The organism is Streptomyces sp. NPDC006476, assembly GCF_040612015.1.
GTDB classification, from domain to species: domain Bacteria; phylum Actinomycetota; class Actinomycetes; order Streptomycetales; family Streptomycetaceae; genus Streptomyces; species Streptomyces griseorubiginosus_B.
On the sequence record NZ_JBEXPK010000002.1, the window covers coordinates 1 to 21220 of the forward strand.

Sequence of the window (21220 nt, forward strand, 5' to 3'; positions counted from 1 at the left end):
GAACCGGCCGGGAACGGGGTATCAACATATCTGGCGTTGATTTTTGGCACGCTGTTGAGTTCTCAAGGAACGGACGCTTCCTTCGTACTCACCCTTCCGGGCTTTCCTCCGGGCGCTTCCCTTCGGTCTTGCGTTTCCGACTCTATCAGACCCTTTCGGGCTTGATTCCCAGTCGGCGGGGCCTTTCGGCATTCACTACGTTAGCCGATTCCCCGGAGAGCTCATAATCGAGTTCCGCGAGTTCGAATTCAGACATGCGGACATGACGAATTCGACCCCGTTGAGGGGTGATCGTAGGTAGTGGTTTGGCCGCTTCCGGCTGCTGGCGGATCGCCGTACCCGGTTCAAGCGGCTTGGGCTACATTACGCACCTTCCAGGGCAGCGTCAACTTCGGCGGCGCCTCGGCGTATGGGCTCGATAAGGGCTCACCGTCGGGTCGTTGGCGACCCAGTAGCGCCAGGGGTGGACGCCTCCTTCGCCGGCCACTCCGGTGCGGGGACCGCTGAGTACCTGGTCGGAGGCGATCGGGGTGCCCGTGAGCATGCGCAAGGGGGTGTCGCCGACGGCGCACGCGTCCGTACCGTCGAGGCTTCGGTCCACCCCCAGGGCCGTGGCCAGGCGGGCCGGGCCTTTGGCCAGTTCCTTGTCGTTGCGGGCCGAGAGTCGACGTTTGCGTGCGAGTTCGGCGCCCTCGATCACCTCGCCGGCGCGGAGCAGGACCGCGCTCGCCCGGCCCTCGGGGCCGCAGACGAGGTTCATGCAGAACCACATGCCGTAGGTGAAGTAGACGTACACATGACCGGGGGGACCGAACATCACGTCATTGCGGGGCGTGCGGCCGCGATAGGCATGGGAGCCGGGGTCGTTCGGGCCGTCGTACGCCTCCACCTCCGTGAGGCGCACGGCTATCGGACCGTCGGGGGTGGTGCGCACGAGGATGCGGCCGAGGAGGTCCGGGGCGACGTCCTGGACGGGGCGGTCGAAGAACTCCCTGGGGAGTGGCGTACGGTCCGGGGGCGCGATCATGGCGTCCGAGCGTAGTCCAGGCGGCTGGATGCCAAGGGGTGGTCAAGGTTTCCCCTTCTTGCCAGGGTGTGGGGCGGAACCGGTCGTGACCGGATCGCGTTTACAGGGATCAAGGGTCCGGACGTACGGCACGTACACGCAGAGGGAGAGACATGGCGTTCAAGAAGCTGCTCGCGAGTCTGGGGGCCGGCGGGGCTTCGGTGGAGACGGTGCTGACCGAGGTCAACGTCGTTCCCGGTGGCGTGGTCCAGGGGGAGGTGCGGATCCAGGGCGGGTCCGTGAACCAGGACATCGAGGGACTGTCCGTCGGACTGCAGGCCAAGGTCGAGGTGGAGAGCGGCGACGAGGAGTACAAGCAGAACATCGAGTTCACCAAGGTGCGGCTCGGTGGGGCCTTCGAGCTGCAGGCCGGGGCCGTGCACGCGGTGCCGTTCGGGCTGGAGATCCCGTGGGAGACGCCGATCACGATGATCGACGGGCAGTCGCTGCGCGGGATGCACATCGGGGTGACGACGGAGCTGGCGATCGCGCGTGCGATCGACTCCGGTGACCTGGACCCGATCAACGTGCACCCGCTGCCGGCGCAGAAGGCGATCCTGGACGCCTTCATCCAGCTGGGCTTCCGCTTCAAGAACGCGGACATGGAGCGCGGTCACATCCGGGGGACCCGGCAGCGGCTGCCGTTCTACCAGGAGATCGAGTTCTACCCGCCGTCCCAGTACCGCGGGCTGAACCAGGTCGAGCTGAGCTTCGTGGCCGACGAGCACGCGATGGACGTCGTGCTGGAGATGGACAAGAAGCCGGGGCTGTTCAGCGAGGGCAGTGACACCTACCGGTCCTTCCAGGTGGGTCTGCACGACTTCCACGGGACCGACTGGGCGGCTTATCTGAACCAGTGGCTGTCCGAGGTCGGCAGCAAGCGCAACTGGTTCTAGGCTCGGAACCGCTGATTCACGTCATTCGATCAGGAGGTACCGAGGTGACCGAGCTCAAGCGGCGGCCGCTCCCCCACGACTTCCACCCGCCCGTGCCGTCGTTCACGGTGACGAGTGAGGACGTCCAGGAGGGCGCCACGCTCAAGGATGCTCAGGTCTACGCGGGCGGCAACACCTCGCCGCAGCTGCGGTGGGAGGGCTTCCCCGCCGAGACCAAGAGCTTCGCCGTGACCTGCTACGACCCGGACGCCCCGACGGGCAGCGGGTTCTGGCACTGGGTCGTGTTCGACATCCCGGCCTCGGTGACGGAGTTGCCGGCGGGCGCGGGCAGCGGCAAGTTCGAGGGCCTGCCCGAGGGCGCGATCCAGGTGCGCAACGACTACGCGTCCAAGGACTTCGGGGGCGCGGCTCCGCCCGCCGGTGACGGGCCGCACCGGTACGTGTTCACGGTGTACGCAGTGGACCAGGAGAAGCTCGGACCGGACGCGGACGTCACGCCGGCGGTCGTCGGCTTCAATCTGCGGTTCCACGCGATCGCGCGTGCCCAGCTGATCGGTGAGTACGAGGTGCCCGCCGAAGACTGACGTTCATGGAACGTTTGCCCGCCCCTGGTCTTGGAATTGATCAGGGGCGGGCAGTTTTTATTGCGTTGTCCATCTCGGCGTGCCCGGCCAGAGTTGATCCAGCCCGCCAGGGGGTGGGCCGGTGCACAGAGGAGGTGGGCTGGATGCGGGACACGCTGGTCTTGAACGCGAGCTTCGAGCCGCTGTCGACGGTGACGCTGAACCGAGCCGTTGTCCTGGTGCTGCAGGACAAGGCCGTCGTCGAGCAGGCCCACCCCGAACTGCGCATGCGGGGCGCCGATGTGGACATACCCGTGCCCCGGGTGATCAGGCTCTGCAGGTATGTACGGGTGCCGTTCCGAAGACAAGCCCCGTGGTCCAGGCGGGGTGTGCTGGTCAGGGACCGGCACAGGTGCGCGTACTGCGGTCGCCGGGCCACGACCGTGGACCACGTGGTGCCGCGGGCGCAGGGTGGCACGGACTCCTGGCTGAACACGGTGGCCTCGTGCGCGGAGGACAACCACCGCAAGGCGGACCGGACTCCGGAGCAGGCGGGGATGCCGCTGCTCAGGCAGCCGTTCGAGCCGACGCCGCGTGACGCGATGCTGCTGGCTCTTGGCGCCGAGGAGTTCGAGGCGCTGCCTGATTGGTTGGCCATGGACGCCGCTTAGCGGAGCGTCTGCCGGGTTCCGGTAGTTCTGCGGCTGCCGGCTGTATGGGTGTGGCTTGTCTCGCCGTTCCCCGCGCCCCTGAGGTGGGTGCGGGGAACGGCGGTTTGGTACGTACGGGCGCTCAGTCTATGGACGGGTTCTCGCGGCGTTCCGTGGCCTTCTCGGAGCCACCGCCGTTCGAGCCGCCGCCCACGCCGAAGTTGCCCATCGCGCCGGACAGGCCCTTGAGGGCGTCGCCGATCTCACTGGGGACGATCCAGAGCTTGTTGGCGTCGCCTTCGGCGATCTTGGGCAGCATCTGCAGGTACTGGTAGCTGAGGAGCTTCTGGTCGGGGTCGCCGGCGTGGATGGCCTCGAAGACCGTGCGGACGGCCTGGGCCTCGCCCTCGGCACGCAGGGCGGCGGCCTTGGCCTCACCCTCGGCACGCAGGATCTGGGACTGCTTCTCGCCCTCCGCGGTGAGGATGGCGGCCTGGCGCGTACCTTCGGCGGTGAGGATCGCGGCGCGCTTGTCACGGTCGGCGCGCATCTGCTTCTCCATCGAGTCCTGGATGGAGGTCGGCGGCTCGATCGCCTTCAGTTCCACGCGGTTGACGCGGATGCCCCACTTGCCGGTGGCCTCGTCGAGGACGCCGCGCAGGGCCGCGTTGATCTCCTCGCGGGAGGTCAGGGTCCGCTCCAGGTCCATGCCACCGATGATGTTGCGGAGGGTGGTGACCGTCAGCTGCTCGATGGCCTGGATGTAGCTGGCGACTTCGTAGGTGGCCGCGCGGGCGTCCGTCACCTGGTAGTAGATGACCGTGTCGATGTTGACGACCAGGTTGTCCTGGGTGATCACCGGCTGCGGCGGGAACGGTACGACCTGTTCGCGCAGGTCGATGCGGTTGCGGATGGTGTCGATGAACGGGACGACGATGTTGAGGCCGGCGTTCAGCGTCCGCGTGTAGCGGCCGAAGCGCTCCACGATGGCGGCGCTGGCCTGTGGGATGACTTGGATGGTCCTGATCAGGGCGATGAAGACCAACACCACCAGAATGATCAGGACGATGATGACCGGTTCCATCGTCGTTCCCCGTACCCTTCTCCGCCTCGGCGCTCTCGGAAGATCTTATGCTTGTTGAAGATCTTGCTGGTCGAGTCTGACAGACCGTCGTGCAACTCGGGTACCGTTCGGTTCAGTTGAGTCGTACGAGGTCAGATGACGATCGCGGTCGCCCCCTCGATCTCCACAACGTCCACCTCCTGGCCTACGTCGTAGGAGCGTTCGGTGTCGAGGGAGCGGGCCGACCAGACTTCGCCGGCGAGCTTGATCCGGCCACCGGAGCCGTCGACCCGTTCGAGGACGACGGCTTGTTTACCCTTCAACGCGTCGACGCCTGTGGCGAGTTGGGGACGCTGTCTGCTGTGCCGGACGGCGATGGGCCGGACGACGGCGATCAGAGCGACCGAGACGACGACGAAGGTGAGCACCTGGGCCACGGCGCCGAAGCCGAGTCCGGCGAAGACCGCGGCGGCGACGGCTCCCACCGCGAGCATGCCGAACTCCGGCATTGCCGTTACCACGAGCGGGATTCCGAGCGCGGCCGCGCCGACCAGCCACCACACCCAGGCGTCGATGTCGTTCACATGGTCATGGTAGGACCGGCGGTCCGTTCCCGGACAGGGCGCAAAAGTCCGTAACCCCCCAGTTGTTGCCGAGGAGTCAGGACAGCGGGAGGCCGCGGGCCGTCCAGCGATCGCCGGCCTGTTCCACCACGAGCGGGAGGCCGAAGCAGAGGGAGAGGTTGCGGGAGGTGAGTTCGAGCTCCAGGGGGCCGGCGGTGAGGACCTTGCCCTGGCGGATCATCAGGACGTGGGTGAAGCCGGGGGCGATCTCCTCGACGTGGTGGGTGACCATCAGCATCGAGGGGGCGATCGGGTCGCGGGCGAGACGGCCGAGACGGCGTACGAGGTCCTCGCGGCCGCCGAGGTCGAGGCCGGCGGCGGGCTCGTCGAGCAGGAGCAGTTCGGGGTCGGTCATCAGGGCGCGCGCGATGAGGGTGCGCTTCCGCTCGCCCTCGGAGAGGGTGCCGAACTTGCGGTCGAGGTAGTCGCTCATGCCGAGGCGGTCGAGGAACGCGCGGGCGCGCTGCTCGTCGATGTCCTCATACTCTTCCTGCCAGCCGGCGGTCATGCCGTAGGCGGCGGTCAGGACGGTCTGCAGGACGGTCTGGCGTTTGGGGAGCTTGTCGGCCAGGGCGATGCCGGCGACGCCGATGCGGGGGCGCAGTTCGAAGACGTCGGTGCCGGGCCTGCCGAGGGTCTCTCCGAGAATGGTGGCGGTGCCCTTGCTGGGGTAGAGGTAGCTGGAGGCGACGTTCAGGAGGGTGGTCTTGCCGGCGCCGTTGGGGCCGAGGATGACCCAGCGCTCCCCCTCCTTGACCGACCAGGAGACCTCCTCCACCAGAGCCCGGCCCTCGCGGACCACGGATACGTCCTCCAGCTCCAGAACATCGCTCATGAGCGCGTTGTCTCCCCTTGCAGTGTGACCGGTCTCGGCGTCTCGGCGGTCGCGGGCGCCTGTGGGCGCCGCCCTCGAAGAAATCTACGCCACCGGTCGGCCGGTCCATTCCATCGGTCCGGTCCTTAGGGTGGACGCATGCTCTCGGAACCACGTTCAGGACGCCTTGCGGCTTGGGGAAACGCCCTTTTGGCCGGACTTGTCTCACCGGACGACGCGGTGCTCGCGATCGTCGGGGAGGACGCCGTGCACCGGATGGAGGGGCTGCCCGGCGAGTCGGGCCCGGTCGGGCTCACGCTCGGGCTGGGGCGGCTGCGGGCGCTCGGGGTGACCGGTCTCAGGGTGGCGCTGCCCGCGCCGGGGCATCCGCTGGGGCTGAGCGGTCCGCCGGAGTTCAACGCGCGGGCGATCGAGGCCGAGGAGGCGGTGGTCTGCCACGGCGGCGCGCTGGGTCTGGTGCCGGAGGTGTACGAGGCCGGGCCCGACGGTGATGTGCATGTCGAGGTGGTCTGGCACTGTCTGCCGGTGCGGGAGGCCCCGCCCGCGGACGTGCCTTCGCTCGGCGAGGCGGAGCGGGAGCTGGCGGAGGCGCTGCGCGAGGCGACGGAGGTGTTGTCGCAGCTGGACGTGGCCGGGTCGGGGCCGGCCGCGGAGGCGGCGATCGACGCGTACCGGGCGCGGGCCGAGCGGGGCCGGGAGGTGCTGGCACCGGGGTATCCGCCGCGGGCGGTGCGGGTGCTGGAGCTGGCGCAGCGGGTGGGTCTGCTGGTGTCCCTCGCCCGGGAGAACGGGCACGGGGGCGCGGTGAGTTCGGCGGAGATGGGGGCACGGGCCGAGGCTCTTCGGCCTGTTGAGCGGACGGCTCGGCGGGCGCAGGTCGCGGCCTACAACGCGTATGTGGAGGAGCGGGAGCGCGGGATGCGGTGAGCGTCCCCGGCCGGTGCGCGCAAGGGCCCCTCGAGTCGCGGCGGACGCGAGGGGCCCTTCGTCGGGCGGTCCGGCGTCAGCTGTTCGCGGCCTTGTTGCCGAACGCCGGGTTGAGCAGGCCGATGACGTTCACGCTGTTGCCGACCACGTTGACGGGGACGTGGACGGGGACCTGGACGAGGTTGCCCGAGCCGACGCCCGGGGACTTCACGGCCGCGCCGTCGGCGTCCGAGCTGGCGACCGCGGCACCGGCGGAGGCGCCGGCGGCGATACCGGCGACGGTGAGGGCCACGGCGGCCTTCTTGGCGATGTTCATGGGAAGTGTTCCTCCTGCGATTGCGTGACGACCCGGCCGGGGGTCGCGCGCTGATCAACGAGGGTGGGAACGGGGGCGGTACGGGCGGTGGACGCCGACTGCCCGTTCGGATCAGTCGGAGGAAAAGCCGACCGGCCTCCCGGAGCACCGGGAGGCCGGAGGTCACTGACCGCTGTCGGCGGACGTCAGCGGTTGAGGCCGAGGTTGCCGAAGGCGGGGTTCAGCGCGCCGATGACGTTCACGCTGTTGCCCACCGCGTTCACGGGGATGTGCACCGGGGCCTGGACGAGGTTGCCCGAGACGACGCCCGGGGAGCCCACGGCCTGGCCGTCGGCGTGCGCGTCGGTGGCGGAGGCCATCCCGGCACCGGCGGCGATCAGACCGCCGGCCACCATCGTCACGGCCGCTGCCTTCTTCAGGTTCTTCACTTCTGAGCCCTCCTAGCGATCGCCGCGGCAGTCGCCGCAGCACGCACTGGAGAACGGCGGAGTTCACCGGGGGTTGCGCCATCCGGGGGACATTCCCACGACGGTATGAATCTCAGTCCGGAGCGGAACCCTCCGTATTGCCGTCCGTGAGGCCCCGCGCAGGGCGTTTCAGCCCGCCACGCCGTGGCGTACGGCCCACAGGGCGGCCTGGGTGCGGTCCGCGAGGTCGAGTTTCATCAGGATGTTCGAGACATGGGTCTTGACCGTCTTCTCGGACAGGACGAGAGCGCGGGCGATCTCCCGGTTGGAGCGGCCGTCCGCTATCAGGCCGAGCACCTCCCGCTCCCGCTCGGTTAGCGAACCCGCCCTGCCCTGGCCGGAGTTGGCCTCCTCCTGAGACAGCAGCGCGCCCGCGACCTCGGGTTGGAGCAGGATGTGCCCGGCGTGCACGGAGCGGATGGCGCCGGCGAGCGCGTCGGGGTCCACGTCCTTGTAGACGTACCCGGCGGCTCCGGCGCGCAGGGCGGGGACCACCGTGCGCTGTTCGGTGAAGCTGGTGACGATCAGCACGCGCGCGGGGTTGTCCAGTTCGCGCAGTCTGCGCAGCGCATCCACGCCGTCCATGCCCGGCATCTTGACGTCCATGAGGACGACGTCGGGCCTCAGCTCCTCGGCGCGGGCGACCCCCTCGGCGCCGTCGGCGGCCTCGCCCACGACCTCGATGTCGTCCTGCACTTCCAGAAACGTGCGCAGGCCACGGCGGACCACCTGGTGGTCGTCGACGAGCAGCACCCTGATTGCGTCAGCCACCGGGGACCTCCATCTCGATCGTGGTGCCCTTTCCGGGCGCCGATTCCACGGTCAGCGTGCCGCCGACCCCGCTCGCGCGGTCGCGCATGGACACCAGACCGAGGTGGCGTCCGGCGCGGCGGACGGCCTTGGGGTCGAAGCCGCTGCCGTCGTCGGCGACCCGCAGCAGCGTGCCGGTGCCGTGGCGGGCCAGGGTCACGCGCACGTCCTGTGCCGCGGAGTGTCTGAGGGCGTTGTGCAGGGCCTCCTGGGCGACCCGCAGGACGGCCTCCTCCTGGGCGGCGGGCAGGGCGCGCACACCGTGGCTGTCGAAGGTGACGCGCGCGGTGTGGGCGCGGTCGAGGACCTGGACGTGGGTGCGCAGGGTGGCGACGAGGCCGTCCTCGTCGAGGCCGGCGGGGCGCAACTCGACGACGGCCGCGCGCAGTTCGTCGGCGGCCTCGGCGGCGAGCGCGGCCACCTGCTGCAGTTCGCCCTTGGCGCGGGCGGGGTCGCGGTCGACGAGGGCGGCGGCGGCCTGGGCGGTCAGGCGCAGGGAGAACAGCTTCTGGCTGACGGCGTCGTGCAGTTCGTGCGCGAGGCGGGAGCGTTCCTCGGCGATGGTCAGTTCGCGGCTGCGCTCGTACAGGCGGGCGTTGGTGAGGGCGATCGCGGCGTGCTGGGCGAGGATGGCCAGCAGGTCCTCGTCCTGCTCGGTGAAGCCGCAACCGCCTTCCGGCTTGGGGCAGTTCTGCTTGTTGGCGAGGAAGAGGGCGCCGATGACCTCGTCGCCGTCGCGGATGGGCAGGCCCAGGAAGTCGGACATGTCGGGGTGGGCGGACGGCCAGCCCTCGAAGCGGGGGTCCTTGCGCACGTCGGCGAGGCGCTCCGGCCTGGCCTCGCGCAGCATCGCGGCGAGGATGCCGTGCTGGCGCGGGAGCGGGCCGATGGCCTTCCACTGGTCGTCGCTGACCCCGTCGACGACGAACTGGGCGAAGCCGCCGTGGTCGTCGGGGACGCCGAGCGCGGCGTACTGCGCGCCGAGCAGCTCACGGGCCGAGGCGACGATCGTCTTGAGGACGTCACGCACCTCGAGATGCCTGCTCATGGCCAGCAGCGCGTCGCTGACGGCGGCGAGACCGGTGCGGGGGCCTTGACTCATGACCTCACGGTACCGGCGGGGTGTGACAGCGCGGATCGGACCTGTGGGTGCCTGGTCCGGGCCGCTGGGCCTAGGGCGGTCGGCCTAGGTCCGGGGCCCCGGACCTGCGACGTAGGGCGAAGGGCCGCGCCGCTTTGGTGCCCGCGTCCGAGGCCGGCGGGCGGGTCCCGTTCCTACGTTGTGGGCATGGCCGTCGGACGGCGGCGACGACGAGGGGACGTGGAGTCATGCCGGTAGCGATCATCACGGGAGCCTCCAAGGGGCTGGGGCGAGCGCTCGCCGAGGCCCTGGCCGCGCGGGGCTGGGATCTGGTGCTCGACGCCAGGACGGCCGAGGTGCTCCGGGAGACGGCGGCAGGGTTGGAGGCGAGGCACGGCACGCGTGTGCGGGCGCTGCCCGGGGACGTCACGGACGCCGGGCACCGGGCCGAGCTGGTGGCGGCGGCGTGGAAGCTGGGCGGCGTCGATCTGCTGGTGAGCAACGCGAGCGCGCTGGGGGCCGAGCCGCTCCTGCGGCTGGAGGGGCTGCCCCTGGAGGGGCTGCGACGGGCGCTGGAGGTGAACGTGGTGGCCGCGCTCGGCCTGGTCCAGGAGGCGCTGCCGCTGCTGCGGGCCGCGGAGGCCGGCGCGGTCATCGCGGTCAGCTCGGACGCGGCCGCCGAGCCCTACGAGACCTGGGGCGGGTACGGGGCGTCCAAGGCGGCCCTGGACCAGCTGGCGGCGGTGCTCGGCGAGGAGGAGCCGGGGTTGCGGGTGTGGGCGGTGGACCCCGGGGACATGGCGACGGACCTGTACGCGGCGGCCGTACCGGACGACGACGATCCGCGGCCCGCGCCGGCCGGTGTGGTTCCGGCGTTCCTGCGACTGCTGGACGAGCGGCCGGCGAGCGGGCGGTACGCGGCTCCGTCGCTGCTGGTGGAGGGGCGATGACGCTGGCGGTGCACGTGCCCGAGGAGCTGTCGGCGCGTGTCCCGGTCGAGCAGCGTGGGCCCGGGCTCGACCGGGACGCCGTACGGCTGCTCGTGTCGCGGGGGACGGAGGTGTCACATCACGCGTTCCGGGAGCTGCCCCGGCTGCTGCGGGCCGGGGATCTGCTCATCGTGAACACGTCGACCACGCTGGCCGCCGCCGTGGACGGGCGGGTGGAGCACGCGCGTGTGGTGGTGCACTTCTCCACGCGCGGGGACGACGGGCGGTGGGCGGTCGAGCTGCGCGATCCCGACGGGAAGGGAACCACGTGCGTGCGTGCGGGCGGGCCCGCGGGGACGGAGGTGCGGCTGCCGGGGGGTGTGCGGCTGGTCCTGGAGGAGCCGCTGAGCGCGTGCGGCGACCGTCTGTGGTGGGGGCGGGCCTCGGGGGCGGAGGTGCTCGGGATGCTGCGTGTGCACGGGCGGCCCATCCGGTACTCCTACACCGAGCGGGACCAGCCGCTGTCCGTCTACCAGACGGTGTTCGCGCTGCCGTCCGCCGACGGGACGGGCAGCGCGGAGATGCCGAGTGCGGCGCGGCCCTTCACGGCGCGGCTGGTGGCGGAGCTGGTGAGCCGGGGCGTGCAGTTCGCTCCGGTCACGCTGCACACCGGGGTGGCCTCGGCGGAGGCGCACGAGCCGCCGTATCCGGAGCGGTTCTCGGTGCCGGAGGCCTCGGCGCGGCTGATCAACGCCGTGAAGGCCGGTCGGGGGCGGGTCGTCGCCGTGGGGACGACGGCCGTGCGGGCCGTGGAGTCGGCTGCGGGGCCGGACGCTGTCGTACGCGCGCGTGAGGGGTGGACCGATCTGGTGGTGACCCCGGAGCGCGGGGTGCGGGTGGTGGACGGGCTGCTGACCGGGCTGCACGAGCCGGAGGCCTCGCATCTGCTGATGCTGGAGGCGATCGCGGGGCGGGCGGCGCTCGACCGCGGGTACGAGGAGGCGCTACGCGGACGCTATCTGTGGCACGAGTTCGGCGACGTCCATCTCATCCTGCCGGAGGAGCATCCTCACGCAGCGCATTGCTCCAGCAACTGCTGGTGAGACGTGCGGGGGGCACGGTGTGAGCCCGCGCATAGGGCGCAGGTCACGTACGAAGGTCGGTAGGAGATACAGACTGACCTCATGAGCGGCATAGACGGTCCAGTCTGTCCTATTTTGCCCATCTGCGATCCACTACCCGGGATCGTACGTCACACCTTTGCCTCCGCATTTTGCGGCCGCTAAGAATGGCTGCCGTCGCTCAGCGCCGCGGGTTCCAGCCCGCGGCGTTCGTGCGGGAAGGACCCGTGTCCCCCGCCGGTCGAAGAGCGACCTCCGCGCTATTCGAAGAGGTCCGTCTGCCATGCCCAAGAACATCAACCTTCGCCGTCACAGTCGTGCGCTGACCCGCCATCACAAGATCGCCATCAGTGGTGTCGCCGCCCTCGGTGCCGCCGCCATCGCCTTCACCGCGGTGCCCAGCAACGCCGAGACGACCACGAGCGAGGCCACCGCGTCGCGCGTCGCCTACAGCAACGAGCCGATCAAGGACGTCAAGGCGAGCGTCACCGACCGGCTCGCCGCCGACAGCATCAAGTCCCAGGCCGCCAAGGCACAGGCCGAGGCCCGCGCCAAGGCCGTCGCCGCCGCCGCGAAGAAGCGGGCCGCCGCCGCGGCCGCCGCCAAGAAGAAGGCACAGGCCCGCAAGAAGGCCGCCGCTGAGCGCAGGGCCAAGGAGGCCGCGAGCCGCTCCGCCAAGCGCGCCGCCCTCAAGAGGGCCACCGTCAGGTCCTACAGCAACAATCTCGACGGCTGGATCAAGCACTCCCTGGACATCATGAAGTCCAAGGGCATCCCGGGTTCCTACAACGGCCTGTACCGCAACATCATGCGGGAGTCCTCGGGCAACCCGAACGCCATCAACGACTGGGACATCAACGCGATCAACGGCATCCCGTCCAAGGGCCTGCTGCAGGTCATCCCGCCGACCTTCACCGCGTACCACGTCGCCGGCACGTCCTGGAACATCTACGACCCGGTCGCCAACATCACCGCCGCCGCCAACTACGCGGCCCACCGGTACGGCTCGATCGACAACGTCAACAGCGCGTACTGAGGTCAGCGCGGACCTCTGCTGCGTGAACGCCGAAGGGCGGCACCCCCTGACGGGTGCCGCCCTTCGCGTCGTACGGATGCGTCGCACGGTCGCGTCGTACCGCTCCTACTTCCGCATGACCTCCGGCTCGTGGCGGCGCAGGAAGCGGGCCACGAAGAAGGCGCAGATCACACCCAGGACGAGCAGAGCGATCATGTCCATGCTCCACGCGGTGACGGTGTGCTCCCACAGCGGGTCGTTGCTCTTGCCCTTGCCGGGCGGGCTGATCTTGTTGAAGTCCAGCGTGGCACCCGCCGCGCCGACCGCCCACCGGGACGGCATCAGGTACGAGACCTGGTTGGCGCCGATCGAGCCGTTCAGAGCGAACAGACAGCCCGTGAAGACGACCTGGATGATCGCGAACATGACCAGCAGCGGCATGGTCTTCTCGGAGGTCTTCACCAGCGACGAGATGATCAGACCGAACATCATCGAGGTGAAGCCCAGCGCCATGATCGGCAGGCAGAGCTCCAGGAGCGTGGCGTTGCCGAGGACCAGGCCCTGCTTCGGGATGTCCCGGCTGGCGAAGCCGATGACGCCGACCATCAGACCCTGCAGCACGGTGACCACGCCGAGCACGAAGACCTTGGACATCAGGTAGGCGGAGCGGGACAGGCCGGTGGCGCGCTCGCGCTCGTAGATGACCCGTTCCTTGATCAGCTCACGGACGGAGTTCGCCGCGCCGGCGAAGCAGGCGCCGACCGCGAGGATCAGCAGGACCGTGGTGGCCGTGCCGTTCGGGACGGGCTGGCCGGTGGCCCGGTTGATCATCGGGTTGGGCAGCAGGCCCTTGCCGGAGTCGATGAGCAGGCTCACCGCGCCGAGAACCAGCGGCAGGATCACCGTCAGGGCCAGGAAGCCCCGGTCCGAGGCGATGACCGACACATAGCGGCGCACCAGCGTGCCGAACTGGCTCATCCAGCCCTGCGGCTTCGGTGGCTTCATCGCCTGCATCGGCGGCATCTGTACGGACTGTGGTGCGACCGCGTCGATGTCCGCGGCGTACATCTGGTAGTGCTGCGAGCCCTTCCAGCGTCCGGCCCAGTCGTAGTCGCGGTAGTTCTCGAAGGCGGAGAAGACGTCGGCCCAGGTGTCGTAGCCGAAGAAGTTCAGCGCCTCCTCGGGCGGGCCGAAGTAGGCCACCGCGCCGCCCGGCGCCATCACGAGCAGCTTGTCGCACAGCGCCAGCTCGGCGACGGAGTGGGTGACGACGAGGACCGTGCGGCCGTCGTCGGCGAGGCCGCGCAACAGCTGCATGACGTCGCGGTCCATGCCCGGGTCGAGGCCGGAGGTCGGCTCGTCCAGGAAGATCAGCGACGGCTTGGTGAGCAGCTCCAGGGCCACCGAGACGCGCTTGCGCTGACCGCCGGAGAGGGAGGTGACCTTCTTCTCCTTGTGGATGTCGAGCTTCAGCTCGCGCAGCACCTCGTCTATGCGGGCCTCGCGCTCGGCGCCGGTGGTGTCGGCCGGGAAGCGGAGCTTGGCCGCGTACTTGAGGGCCTTCTTGACGGTCAGTTCCTTGTGCAGGATGTCGTCCTGAGGGACCAGACCGATGCGCTGGCGCAGCTCGGCGAACTGCTTGTACAGGTTGCGGTTGTCGTACAGGACGTCGCCCTGGTTGGCGGGCCGGTAGCCGGTGAGCGCCTTCAGGAGCGTCGACTTGCCGGAGCCCGACGGGCCGATGACCGCGATCAGCGACTTCTCCGGGACGCCGAAGGAGACGTCCTTCAGGATCTGCTTGCCGCCGTCGACCGTGACGGTCAGATGACGGGCCGAGAAGGACACCTCACCGGTGTCGACGAACTCCTCGAGATGGTCGCCCACGATCCGGAAGGTGGAGTGGCCGACGCCCACGATGTCGGCCGGGCCGAGGAGTTGGGAGCCGCCCTTGGGGATCGGCTGGCCGTTGACGTAGGTGCCGTTGTGCGAGCCGAGGTCGCGGATCTCCATGCGGCCGTCGGGCGTCGAGTGGAACTCGGCGTGGTGCCGGGAGACCTGCAGGTCGGAGACGACCAGCTCGTTCTCCAGGGCACGGCCGATGCGCATCACGCGGCCGATGGAGAACTGGTGGAACGTGGTGGGGCTGCGGTCGCCGTAGACCGGCGGCGCCCCCGCGCCACCACCGGGGCCGTGCTGCTGCGGGACGTGCGCGGCGGCCTGCTGCGGCTGTCCCCACGAGGGCTGCGGCGCCTGCTGCTGCGGTGCCTGCTGCGCCCAGCCGGGGGTGGCGCCCTGCGCGGCGAACGGCTGTTGCTGCGGCTGGGCCTGCGGTGTGGCGACGGCCGCCGCCGCGCCGGAGAGGTTCAGCAGCGGACCGTCGGTCGCGTTGCCGAGGTGGACCGCCGAGCCGGGCCCGATCTCCATCTGGTGAATGCGCTGGCCCTGCACGAACGTGCCGTTGGTGGAGCCGTGGTCCTCGATGACCCAACTCCGGCCGCCCCAGCTGATCGTGGCATGGCGCCAGGACACCCTGGCGTCCTCCAGCACGATGTCGCCCTGCGGATCGCGTCCGAGGGTGTAGGTCCTGGACGGCTCGAGCGTCCAGGTACGTCCATTTGATTCCAGTACGAGTTCCGGCACTCCAAGCCCCACTGAGTAGTCCCCCGAGTTACCCCCATCACAGGGAGTCTAGGGATGTCGAACATCGTCGGGAACTATTTCAGGCCCGCCCCTCTGACCGAAAGTCGGACCTTGTGAACACCACGCTCATACGCATCCGCCGGTTCCGTTGACGGGGTTGAAACCGACCCGGAGAGTGGTAAATCACGCGAGGGGGACACGCGCGGCCGCTCGGCCGCGCCGCGGATCGGGGGGTCTGCCATGAGCGCGTCGTCGAGTGTCGAGTCCGTCCGCAGCGGCACAAGGGTGCCGTGGGGAGACGTCCTGCTGTCCGCGATCGCCTCCGTGAGCTGGGCGTTGATCGGGATGGCGGGCACGGCGGCCCTCGGGCTGCATCTTCTGGAGGCGGACTCGACGGGTTCGCTGGGCCCGATGACCGCTGCTGTGGTGGCTCTTGGGGCGGGTGGTTCGATATCGCCGTCCGGCGACGTGTCCGCGTTCGGCCTCAAGGGCGCGGAAGCCCATACGGCCGTCACGATCACGCCACTGGGCGTCAGTCTGGTGGGGGCGCTGCTGCTGTCCTGGGTCTTCCTACGGTCCCTGCGCTCCGCGGGAGTTGTGATCGCGCCGGCCGAACTCCTCGCGCGCGCGGGCGCGGTGGTGGTGCTGTTCGTCGCGACACTGGGCGGGCTGGTGTGGGCGGGGCACGACGTCATCACCATCGACGGCGGCTCGCTCGGGCTGGACAAGCTCCCCGGCGCCGGTGGCGGGGGCGGCGGTGTGAACATCCCGGGCCTCGGGGACGTCGGGAACATCGGCGGGCTGCTGCCCGACAACATCGGCAACCTCATCCACGCCAAGGCGGCGGTCGGTTTCTCGGTCGACACGGCGCCCACCGTGCTGGGCGGGCTCGGCTGGTCGACGGGCGTCCTGCTGATCGCCCTGCTGGCCTCGCGCCGCACGCCCCTGCCGCCCGGCTGGGAGGCCGTGCACCGTGTCGTACGGCCGGCCGCTTCCGCGCTCGTCACGGTGCTGCTGGTCGCCGTGGCGGCGGGGTGCGCGGCGGCGGTGTACGCGGCGATCGGCGACGCCCATCCCAAGCGGATCTTCGGAGCGGCGCTGCTGGGTGCGCCCAACGGCACCTGGCTCGGCATCCCGATCGGTCTGTTCGTCCCCTTCGACGGCAGGGCGACCGGCGTGCTCACCAAGTTCCTCCCCGATCCGCTGGACAAGCTCCTCACCGCGAAGACCGACCAGTCGGTGACCCTGAGCCGCCTGGCCGACCTGGACGGACGGGTGTGGCTGCTCGGGGTGGCGGCGGCCGTGATGATGCTGCTGGCGGGCGTGCTGGCGGCGGTACGGACCCCGGTCGCCGCGCGCGGTACGGACTCCCGAGGTGTGCGTGGTCCGGGTGCCCTCGCCTTCGCGGGGCGGTGTGCGGTGCGGCTCGGTGTACTGACCGCGCTGACGCTGCCGTTGCTCGCGTGGCTGACGGAGGTGTCGGTGAACGCCTCGCTGTCGGTGCTGGGGTTCGACGCGTTCGGCGCCGGGATCCGGTTGCACGGGAACCTCGGTATGGCGCTGCTGCTCGGCGCCCTGTGGGGCGCGGGTGCGGGGGCGGCCGGGGCGCTCCTGGCGTGGGTCACCGGGGCGGCGGGACGACGGGCGGCGCCGCTGGCGGTGGGGGCCGCGGGCACAGGGGCTGCGGGGCCCGTGGGGACGGGCACGCCGGTCGGGACCGCCGAGTATCCCTGGCACGCGCGTGAGCCGCAGCCGCCCCCGATGCCGGTGCGTGAGCCGGGTACAGGGGTGCCGGGGCCGTACCGGCCCGGTTCGTCGTACCGGCCGCCGAACCCCGCCACCAATCCGTATCTGCAGCTGCCGGAGGAACTGCGGGAGCCGGAGGACGCGCGTCCCGGCCCCGGCGAGGAGCAGGGCACGGGCGAGGCACCACCGCCCGGCACGGGGAACAGGGACGTGTACGGTGCGCCGACCGTGGCCCGGCCCTACGACGGCCCCCCGCCACGGCGACCAGGGACCGGACGCTCCCCCGAGGGCAGGCGCCGCCAGCCACCCCCGCCACCACCGCCTCCTCCCCCACCCGGCCGTCCCAAGGGGGGTCACTGAGCGAGACCCGGGATTCACCTGACGCAGGCCGGATTCCGCGGGCGCGGGGCCGTTCCCAGGCGCGGGGCGGCTTTCGCAAGGGCGGGGCGGTTCCCGGGCACACGGCGGTTCCCGGGCACAGGGCGGTTCCCCTGACACAGGGCCTTCCCAGGCACAGGGCCGTTCCCCGGGCACAGGGCGGCTGCCCGGATGCGGTGCGGCCACCCGTGGCGGCGGGGGGCCGCCGTGGTCCCCCCGTCATGCGCCCGCCACCCCGTCGACACCCACTGTTCCGTGTCCGCTAGGCGGACCGCGGCGGCGGGCGGCACTGGGTGCCGGATACGGTGGGAAGACCATGAGCGCTTCGCAGATCCCGACCTCCGACGTTCCGGTCGACGCCCCGACCCTCCTCGTCAAGATCTTCGGCAAGGACCGGCCGGGCATCACGGCCGGCCTCTTCGACACCCTCGCCGCCTACTCCGTCGACGTGGTCGACATCGAGCAGGTCGTCACCCGTGGCCGGCTCACCCTGTGCGCGCTCGTGACCCATCCGGCGGCCACGCTCGAGGGCGATCTCCGCGCCACCGTCCACAGCTGGGCGGAGTCGATGAAGATGCAGGCGGAGATCATCTCCGGTCGCGGCGACAACCGGCCGCGCGGCCTCGGCCGTTCCCTGGTCACCGTGCTCGGCCATCCGCTCACCGCGGCGGCCACCGCTCGGATCGCCGCGAATATCGCCCAGGCCGGCGGCAACATCGACCGTATCTTCCGGCTCGCCAAGTACCCGGTGACCGCGGTCGAGTTCGCGGTCTCCGGTGTGGAGACCGAGCCCCTGCGGACCGCCCTGGTGACCGACGCGGCGGCACTCGGTGTCGATGTCGCGGTGGTCGCCGCGGGACTGCACCGGCGGGCCCAGCGGCTCGTCGTCATGGACGTCGACTCCACGCTCATCCAGGACGAGGTCATCGAGCTGTTCGCCGCGCACGCGGGCTGCGAGGACAAGGTCGCCGAGGTCACGGCCGCGGCGATGCGCGGGGAGCTGGACTTCGAGCAGTCGCTGCACGCACGCGTGGCGCTGCTGGAGGGGCTGGACGCCTCCGTGGTGGACAAGGTGCGCAGCGAGGTGCGGCTGACGCCGGGCGCGCGCACGCTGATCCGCACGCTGAAGCGGCTCGGCTACCAAGTCGGTGTCGTCTCCGGCGGGTTCACCCAGGTCACCGATGATCTCAAGGAGCGGCTGGGGCTGGACTTCGCCCAGGCCAACACCCTGGAGATCGTCGACGGGAAGCTGACCGGCAAGGTCACCGGGGAGATCGTGGACCGCGCGGGCAAGGCGCGGCTGCTGCGCCGCTTCGCCGCCGAGGCGGGCGTGCCGCTCGCCCAGACCGTGGCGATCGGCGACGGCGCCAACGACCTGGACATGCTCAACGCGGCCGGTCTCGGTGTCGCCTTCAACGCCAAGCCCGTCGTACAGGAGGCGGCGCACACCGCGGTGAACGTGCCGTTCCTGGACACGGTCCTGTATCTGCTGGGCGTCACCCGCGAGGAGGTCGAGGCGGCGGACACGCACGACGACCGCTGATCCCCTCGTGAGAACGGCCGTGGGGCCCGGCACCGCTGCGGTGCCGGGCCCCACGGCCTTGGTACGGCGGGCTACTCGGTCGGTGCCCAGTAGTCGATGAGGGTGGCCGTGGCGGGCTCCAGGCCCTTCCAGGAGCCGTCGAAGGACAGGACGGCGAAACCGGCGGCCGGGAAGCCGCGGCGGTTCATCCGCTCGCGGGCGTCGCCCTCGCCCGAGCCGGCCAGGATGTCGGCGAGGCCGTGCACAGCCGGGTTGTGGCCGATCAGGATGACGTTCTGCGCGTCGTCCGGGGTCTCGTTCAGCAGGGCGATCAGCTCACCGGGCGAGGCCTCGTAGATCCGCTCCTCATAGACGGTTTTCGGCCGGTGCGGGAACTCGTGGACCGCGAGCTTCCAGGTCTCCCGGGTGCGGGTCGCGGTGGAACACAGGGCCAGATCGAAGGGGATGCCGGTGTCGGCCAGCCTGCGTCCGGCGGCCGCGGCGTCCAATCGGCCCCGCTCGGCGAGGGGGCGCTCATGGTCGGTCACCTGTGGCCAGTCGGCTTTCGCATGGCGGAAGAGGACGATCCTGCGGAGTTCAGCGACGCTCATGCCACCCAGCTTCGCACGAAACAGGCCATGGGGCGCAGGTAGTTGACCGGCGGCTCGACGCGTACTCGGCGGGTGCTCAGCGGGCCATGAGCTGCTGCGCCCGCTCGAAGAGGTGGGTGATCACCGGGTCGCCGGCCGCCTGTGCGTCGCTGGGGTTCAGCATGAGGGCCAGGAGGACGACGAAGGCGAGCGCGGGCAGGGCGAGGGCCCACCAGGGCAGCCGGATGTCGATGCCGCCCGTGCTCGCCGGGAGGGGCCGGGTGTGCGTAGGGGCCGACATGGGTGCCTCCGTGGTAGCCGTGGTCTTCGAGCGGTCGGTGGCCGCCGTCCGCGGCCACTCTTCGAAGGTACGGACTCGGGACCCCTCAACCCATCCGGAGATCCACCCACTTGACCCTGACACCCACCCCCTAGGGGACGGTGGGGCTAGCCCCACCACCGAAGGGGGCGGAGATCACGGCGAGACGATCGTCGCGACGATGGCGATGATCACGAAGATGGCGAAGAACGAGCCGAAGACGATCAGCATCTTCTTCTGGCCGTTCGGGGGGTCCGGCTCGAGCACTGGCATACGGCCAGTCTCGCACCCCCCGTCCGCGCCGGATCCGCCGGGGTGAGCTCAGCGGGCGGCTGCCTCGTCCTCCACCGTGCGGTCGCGGCCCGCCAGGACGCCGACCACCATCTGCGGGACCATCAGCGCGGCCATGAGGGCGATCGGCAGCCCCCAGCCGCCGCTGTGCTGGTAGAGGACGCCGACCAGCAGGGGGCCGGGGATGGAGATGAGGTAACCGGTGCTCTGCGCGAAGGCCGACAGCTGGGCGACGCCGGCACCGGTCCGCGCCCGCATGCCGACCATCGTCAGGGCGAGCGGGAAGGCGCAGTTGGAGACGCCGAGCAGCACGGCCCAGGCCCAGGCGCCGCCGGCGGGTGCGAGGTACAGGCCCGCGTAGCCGACGAGGCCGCAGGCGCCCAGTGCCAGCACGATCGGGCCCTGGTGGGGCAGCCTGGTGGCCACGCGCGGGATGACGAAGGCCAGCGGCACGCCCATCACCATCGTGACAGCGAGCAGCAGTCCGGCCGTGCTCGCGGGCACCCCGGCGTCCCGGAAGATCTGCGCCATCCAGCCCATCGTGATGTAGGCGGCGGTGGCCTGCAGCCCGAAGAAGACGGCCAGCGCCCAGGCGGTACGGCTGCGGGTGATCCGCAGCGCGGGCGCCTGCACGCGCGCGTGGGCGTCGGCGGAGGCCCGGCCCCGGGTGGGCGCCTCCACGCGCGCGTGCTGCCGTGCCGGGGCGGCAGGCGGCGCGCCCCGGTCTTGTACGAACGGGATCCACGGCAGTACGGCCGTCGCCGCGAGCCCCGCCCACACCGCGAGCCCGGTCTGCCAGCTGCCTCCCAGGGCGTCCGTCATGGGCACCGTCACCGCCGCCGCGACCGAGGTGCCCGCGGCGAGGGCCATGGAGTACAGGCCGGTCATGGAGCCGACGCGGTCCGGGAACCAGCGCTTGACGATGACCGGCATCAGGACGTTGCTGACGGCGATGCCCATGAGGGCGAGCGCGCTGGCGGCCAGGAAGCCCGCCGTACCGCCCGCGTACGGCCGTATCAGCAGACCCGCGGTGATGGCCACCATGCCCGCGCAGACGACCGCGCCCGGGCCGAACCGGCGGGCGAGGCGCGGGGCCGTGACACCGAAGACAGCGAAACAGAGCGGGGGCACGGAGGTGAGGAGTCCGGCCAGGCTGCCGCTCATGCCGAGCCCGTCGCGGACCTCTTCCAGGAGCGCGCCGAGGCTGGTGATGGCGGGGCGGAGGTTGAGCGCCGACAGGACGATGCCGATGACCAGCACGCGCATCGTCCACGCGCGCGTGGCGGGCCGCCCGAGGGCCTGGCCGACCGAGCTGCGCGCGGTTTCGGACGTCATCGTCGTTGTTTCCTCGCTCTGCATGCCGCCTATCATA

22 protein-coding genes are annotated in these 21220 nt (G+C 70.8%); 9 read left to right on the forward strand and 13 right to left on the reverse strand.

All coding sequences use genetic code 11. From position 1 onward, the window contains the following. Window positions 1-385 precede the first annotated feature (385 nt). Complete coding sequence (locus ABZZ74_RS02050) at window positions 386-1027, reverse strand: DNA-3-methyladenine glycosylase (protein ID WP_356761112.1); 642 nt, start codon at window positions 1025-1027, stop codon at window positions 386-388. 152 nt (window positions 1028-1179) lie between these two features. Here ABZZ74_RS02050 and ABZZ74_RS02055 point away from each other — a divergent pair, with 152 nt between their 5' ends. The 3 genes from ABZZ74_RS02055 to ABZZ74_RS02065 all read left to right on the forward strand — a co-directional run bounded on the left by ABZZ74_RS02055 (window position 1180) and on the right by ABZZ74_RS02065 (window position 3196). Beyond that, window positions 1180-1962, forward strand: coding sequence for a sporulation protein (locus tag ABZZ74_RS02055; RefSeq protein ID WP_356761114.1), 783 nt, complete (start codon window positions 1180-1182; stop codon window positions 1960-1962). A 44-nt stretch (window positions 1963-2006) separates the two neighbouring features. After that, a complete protein-coding gene (locus ABZZ74_RS02060) occupies window positions 2007-2546 on the forward strand; it encodes a YbhB/YbcL family Raf kinase inhibitor-like protein (protein ID WP_356761116.1) in 540 nt (179 codons plus the stop codon). Between the two features lie 143 nt (window positions 2547-2689). Beyond that, a complete protein-coding gene (locus ABZZ74_RS02065) occupies window positions 2690-3196 on the forward strand; it encodes an HNH endonuclease (RefSeq protein ID WP_133048274.1) in 507 nt (168 codons plus the stop codon). Window positions 3197-3317: 121 nt separating this feature from the next. On the opposite strand, the gene ABZZ74_RS02070 is transcribed toward ABZZ74_RS02065, so the two are convergent. The 3 genes from ABZZ74_RS02070 to ABZZ74_RS02080 all read right to left on the reverse strand — a co-directional run bounded on the left by ABZZ74_RS02070 (window position 3318) and on the right by ABZZ74_RS02080 (window position 5696). Continuing rightward, window positions 3318-4259 carry an SPFH domain-containing protein gene (locus ABZZ74_RS02070; protein ID WP_133048273.1) on the reverse strand — a complete coding sequence of 314 codons (942 nt, stop codon included), beginning with the start codon at window positions 4257-4259 and terminating at the stop codon, window positions 3318-3320. 131 nt (window positions 4260-4390) lie between these two features. Further along, window positions 4391-4822, reverse strand: coding sequence for an NfeD family protein (locus ABZZ74_RS02075; protein WP_356761117.1), 432 nt, complete (start codon window positions 4820-4822; stop codon window positions 4391-4393). A gap of 76 nt (window positions 4823-4898) precedes the next feature. Further along, on the reverse strand, window positions 4899-5696 hold the full coding sequence (locus ABZZ74_RS02080; protein ID WP_356761119.1) for an ABC transporter ATP-binding protein: 798 nt from the start codon (window positions 5694-5696) through the stop codon (window positions 4899-4901). A gap of 138 nt (window positions 5697-5834) precedes the next feature. Between ABZZ74_RS02080 and ABZZ74_RS02085 the strand changes: the two genes are divergently transcribed. Continuing rightward, the gene (locus ABZZ74_RS02085) at window positions 5835-6623 is read left to right on the forward strand and encodes a hypothetical protein (RefSeq protein ID WP_356761121.1); all 789 of its coding nucleotides are present in this window, start codon (window positions 5835-5837) and stop codon (window positions 6621-6623) included. Between the two features lie 76 nt (window positions 6624-6699). Here the strand turns inward: ABZZ74_RS02085 and ABZZ74_RS02090 are convergent, their stop codons facing one another. The 4 genes from ABZZ74_RS02090 to ABZZ74_RS02105 all read right to left on the reverse strand — a co-directional run bounded on the left by ABZZ74_RS02090 (window position 6700) and on the right by ABZZ74_RS02105 (window position 9318). After that, window positions 6700-6939 carry a chaplin family protein gene (locus tag ABZZ74_RS02090; protein ID WP_208784238.1) on the reverse strand — a complete coding sequence of 80 codons (240 nt, stop codon included), beginning with the start codon at window positions 6937-6939 and terminating at the stop codon, window positions 6700-6702. Window positions 6940-7124: 185 nt separating this feature from the next. Then, window positions 7125-7367, reverse strand: coding sequence for a chaplin ChpE (gene chpE / locus ABZZ74_RS02095; protein ID WP_133048268.1), 243 nt, complete (start codon window positions 7365-7367; stop codon window positions 7125-7127). Between the two features lie 168 nt (window positions 7368-7535). Beyond that, a complete protein-coding gene (locus ABZZ74_RS02100; protein WP_133048267.1) occupies window positions 7536-8177 on the reverse strand; it encodes a response regulator transcription factor in 642 nt (213 codons plus the stop codon). Continuing rightward, window positions 8170-9318: a GAF domain-containing sensor histidine kinase gene (locus ABZZ74_RS02105; RefSeq protein WP_356761122.1), complete on the reverse strand. Its 1149-nt coding sequence runs from the start codon at window positions 9316-9318 to the stop codon at window positions 8170-8172. Before ABZZ74_RS02105 ends, ABZZ74_RS02100 begins: the two co-directional genes overlap by 8 nt. Window positions 9319-9545: 227 nt before the next feature. Between ABZZ74_RS02105 and ABZZ74_RS02110 the strand changes: the two genes are divergently transcribed. The 3 genes from ABZZ74_RS02110 to ABZZ74_RS02120 all read left to right on the forward strand — a co-directional run bounded on the left by ABZZ74_RS02110 (window position 9546) and on the right by ABZZ74_RS02120 (window position 12383). Beyond that, complete coding sequence (locus ABZZ74_RS02110) at window positions 9546-10247, forward strand: SDR family NAD(P)-dependent oxidoreductase (protein ID WP_356761124.1); 702 nt, start codon at window positions 9546-9548, stop codon at window positions 10245-10247. Next, window positions 10244-11329 (forward strand): S-adenosylmethionine:tRNA ribosyltransferase-isomerase, encoded by a 1086-nt coding sequence (locus tag ABZZ74_RS02115; protein ID WP_356761125.1) that lies wholly within the window; start codon window positions 10244-10246, stop codon window positions 11327-11329. Before ABZZ74_RS02110 ends, ABZZ74_RS02115 begins: the two co-directional genes overlap by 4 nt. A gap of 301 nt (window positions 11330-11630) precedes the next feature. Beyond that, the gene (locus tag ABZZ74_RS02120) at window positions 11631-12383 is read left to right on the forward strand and encodes a transglycosylase SLT domain-containing protein (protein WP_356761127.1); all 753 of its coding nucleotides are present in this window, start codon (window positions 11631-11633) and stop codon (window positions 12381-12383) included. A gap of 105 nt (window positions 12384-12488) precedes the next feature. Here the strand turns inward: ABZZ74_RS02120 and ABZZ74_RS02125 are convergent, their stop codons facing one another. After that, the gene (locus ABZZ74_RS02125) at window positions 12489-15002 is read right to left on the reverse strand and encodes an FHA domain-containing protein (protein ID WP_356761129.1); all 2514 of its coding nucleotides are present in this window, start codon (window positions 15000-15002) and stop codon (window positions 12489-12491) included. A 240-nt stretch (window positions 15003-15242) separates the two neighbouring features. Here ABZZ74_RS02125 and ABZZ74_RS02130 point away from each other — a divergent pair, with 240 nt between their 5' ends. Then, window positions 15243-17108, forward strand: a complete 1866-nt coding sequence (locus ABZZ74_RS02130) for a streptophobe family protein (protein ID WP_356761131.1) — start codon at window positions 15243-15245, stop codon at window positions 17106-17108. Window positions 17109-17442: 334 nt separating this feature from the next. Continuing rightward, complete coding sequence (gene serB, locus ABZZ74_RS02135; protein ID WP_356761133.1) at window positions 17443-18669, forward strand: phosphoserine phosphatase SerB; 1227 nt, start codon at window positions 17443-17445, stop codon at window positions 18667-18669. 71 nt (window positions 18670-18740) lie between these two features. Here serB and ABZZ74_RS02140 read toward each other — a convergent pair whose 3' ends face one another. The 4 genes from ABZZ74_RS02140 to ABZZ74_RS02155 all read right to left on the reverse strand — a co-directional run bounded on the left by ABZZ74_RS02140 (window position 18741) and on the right by ABZZ74_RS02155 (window position 21219). Further along, entirely contained in the window at window positions 18741-19259 is a 519-nt protein-coding gene (locus ABZZ74_RS02140) for a histidine phosphatase family protein (RefSeq protein ID WP_356761135.1), read from the reverse strand. Between the two features lie 76 nt (window positions 19260-19335). Then, entirely contained in the window at window positions 19336-19539 is a 204-nt protein-coding gene (locus ABZZ74_RS02145) for a hypothetical protein (protein WP_208779551.1), read from the reverse strand. Between the two features lie 174 nt (window positions 19540-19713). Next, window positions 19714-19830: an SGM_5486 family transporter-associated protein gene (locus ABZZ74_RS02150; protein WP_356761137.1), complete on the reverse strand. Its 117-nt coding sequence runs from the start codon at window positions 19828-19830 to the stop codon at window positions 19714-19716. 48 nt (window positions 19831-19878) lie between these two features. After that, the gene (locus tag ABZZ74_RS02155) at window positions 19879-21219 is read right to left on the reverse strand and encodes a CynX/NimT family MFS transporter (protein WP_356761139.1); all 1341 of its coding nucleotides are present in this window, start codon (window positions 21217-21219) and stop codon (window positions 19879-19881) included. Between the last annotated feature and the right edge of the window lies 1 nt (window position 21220).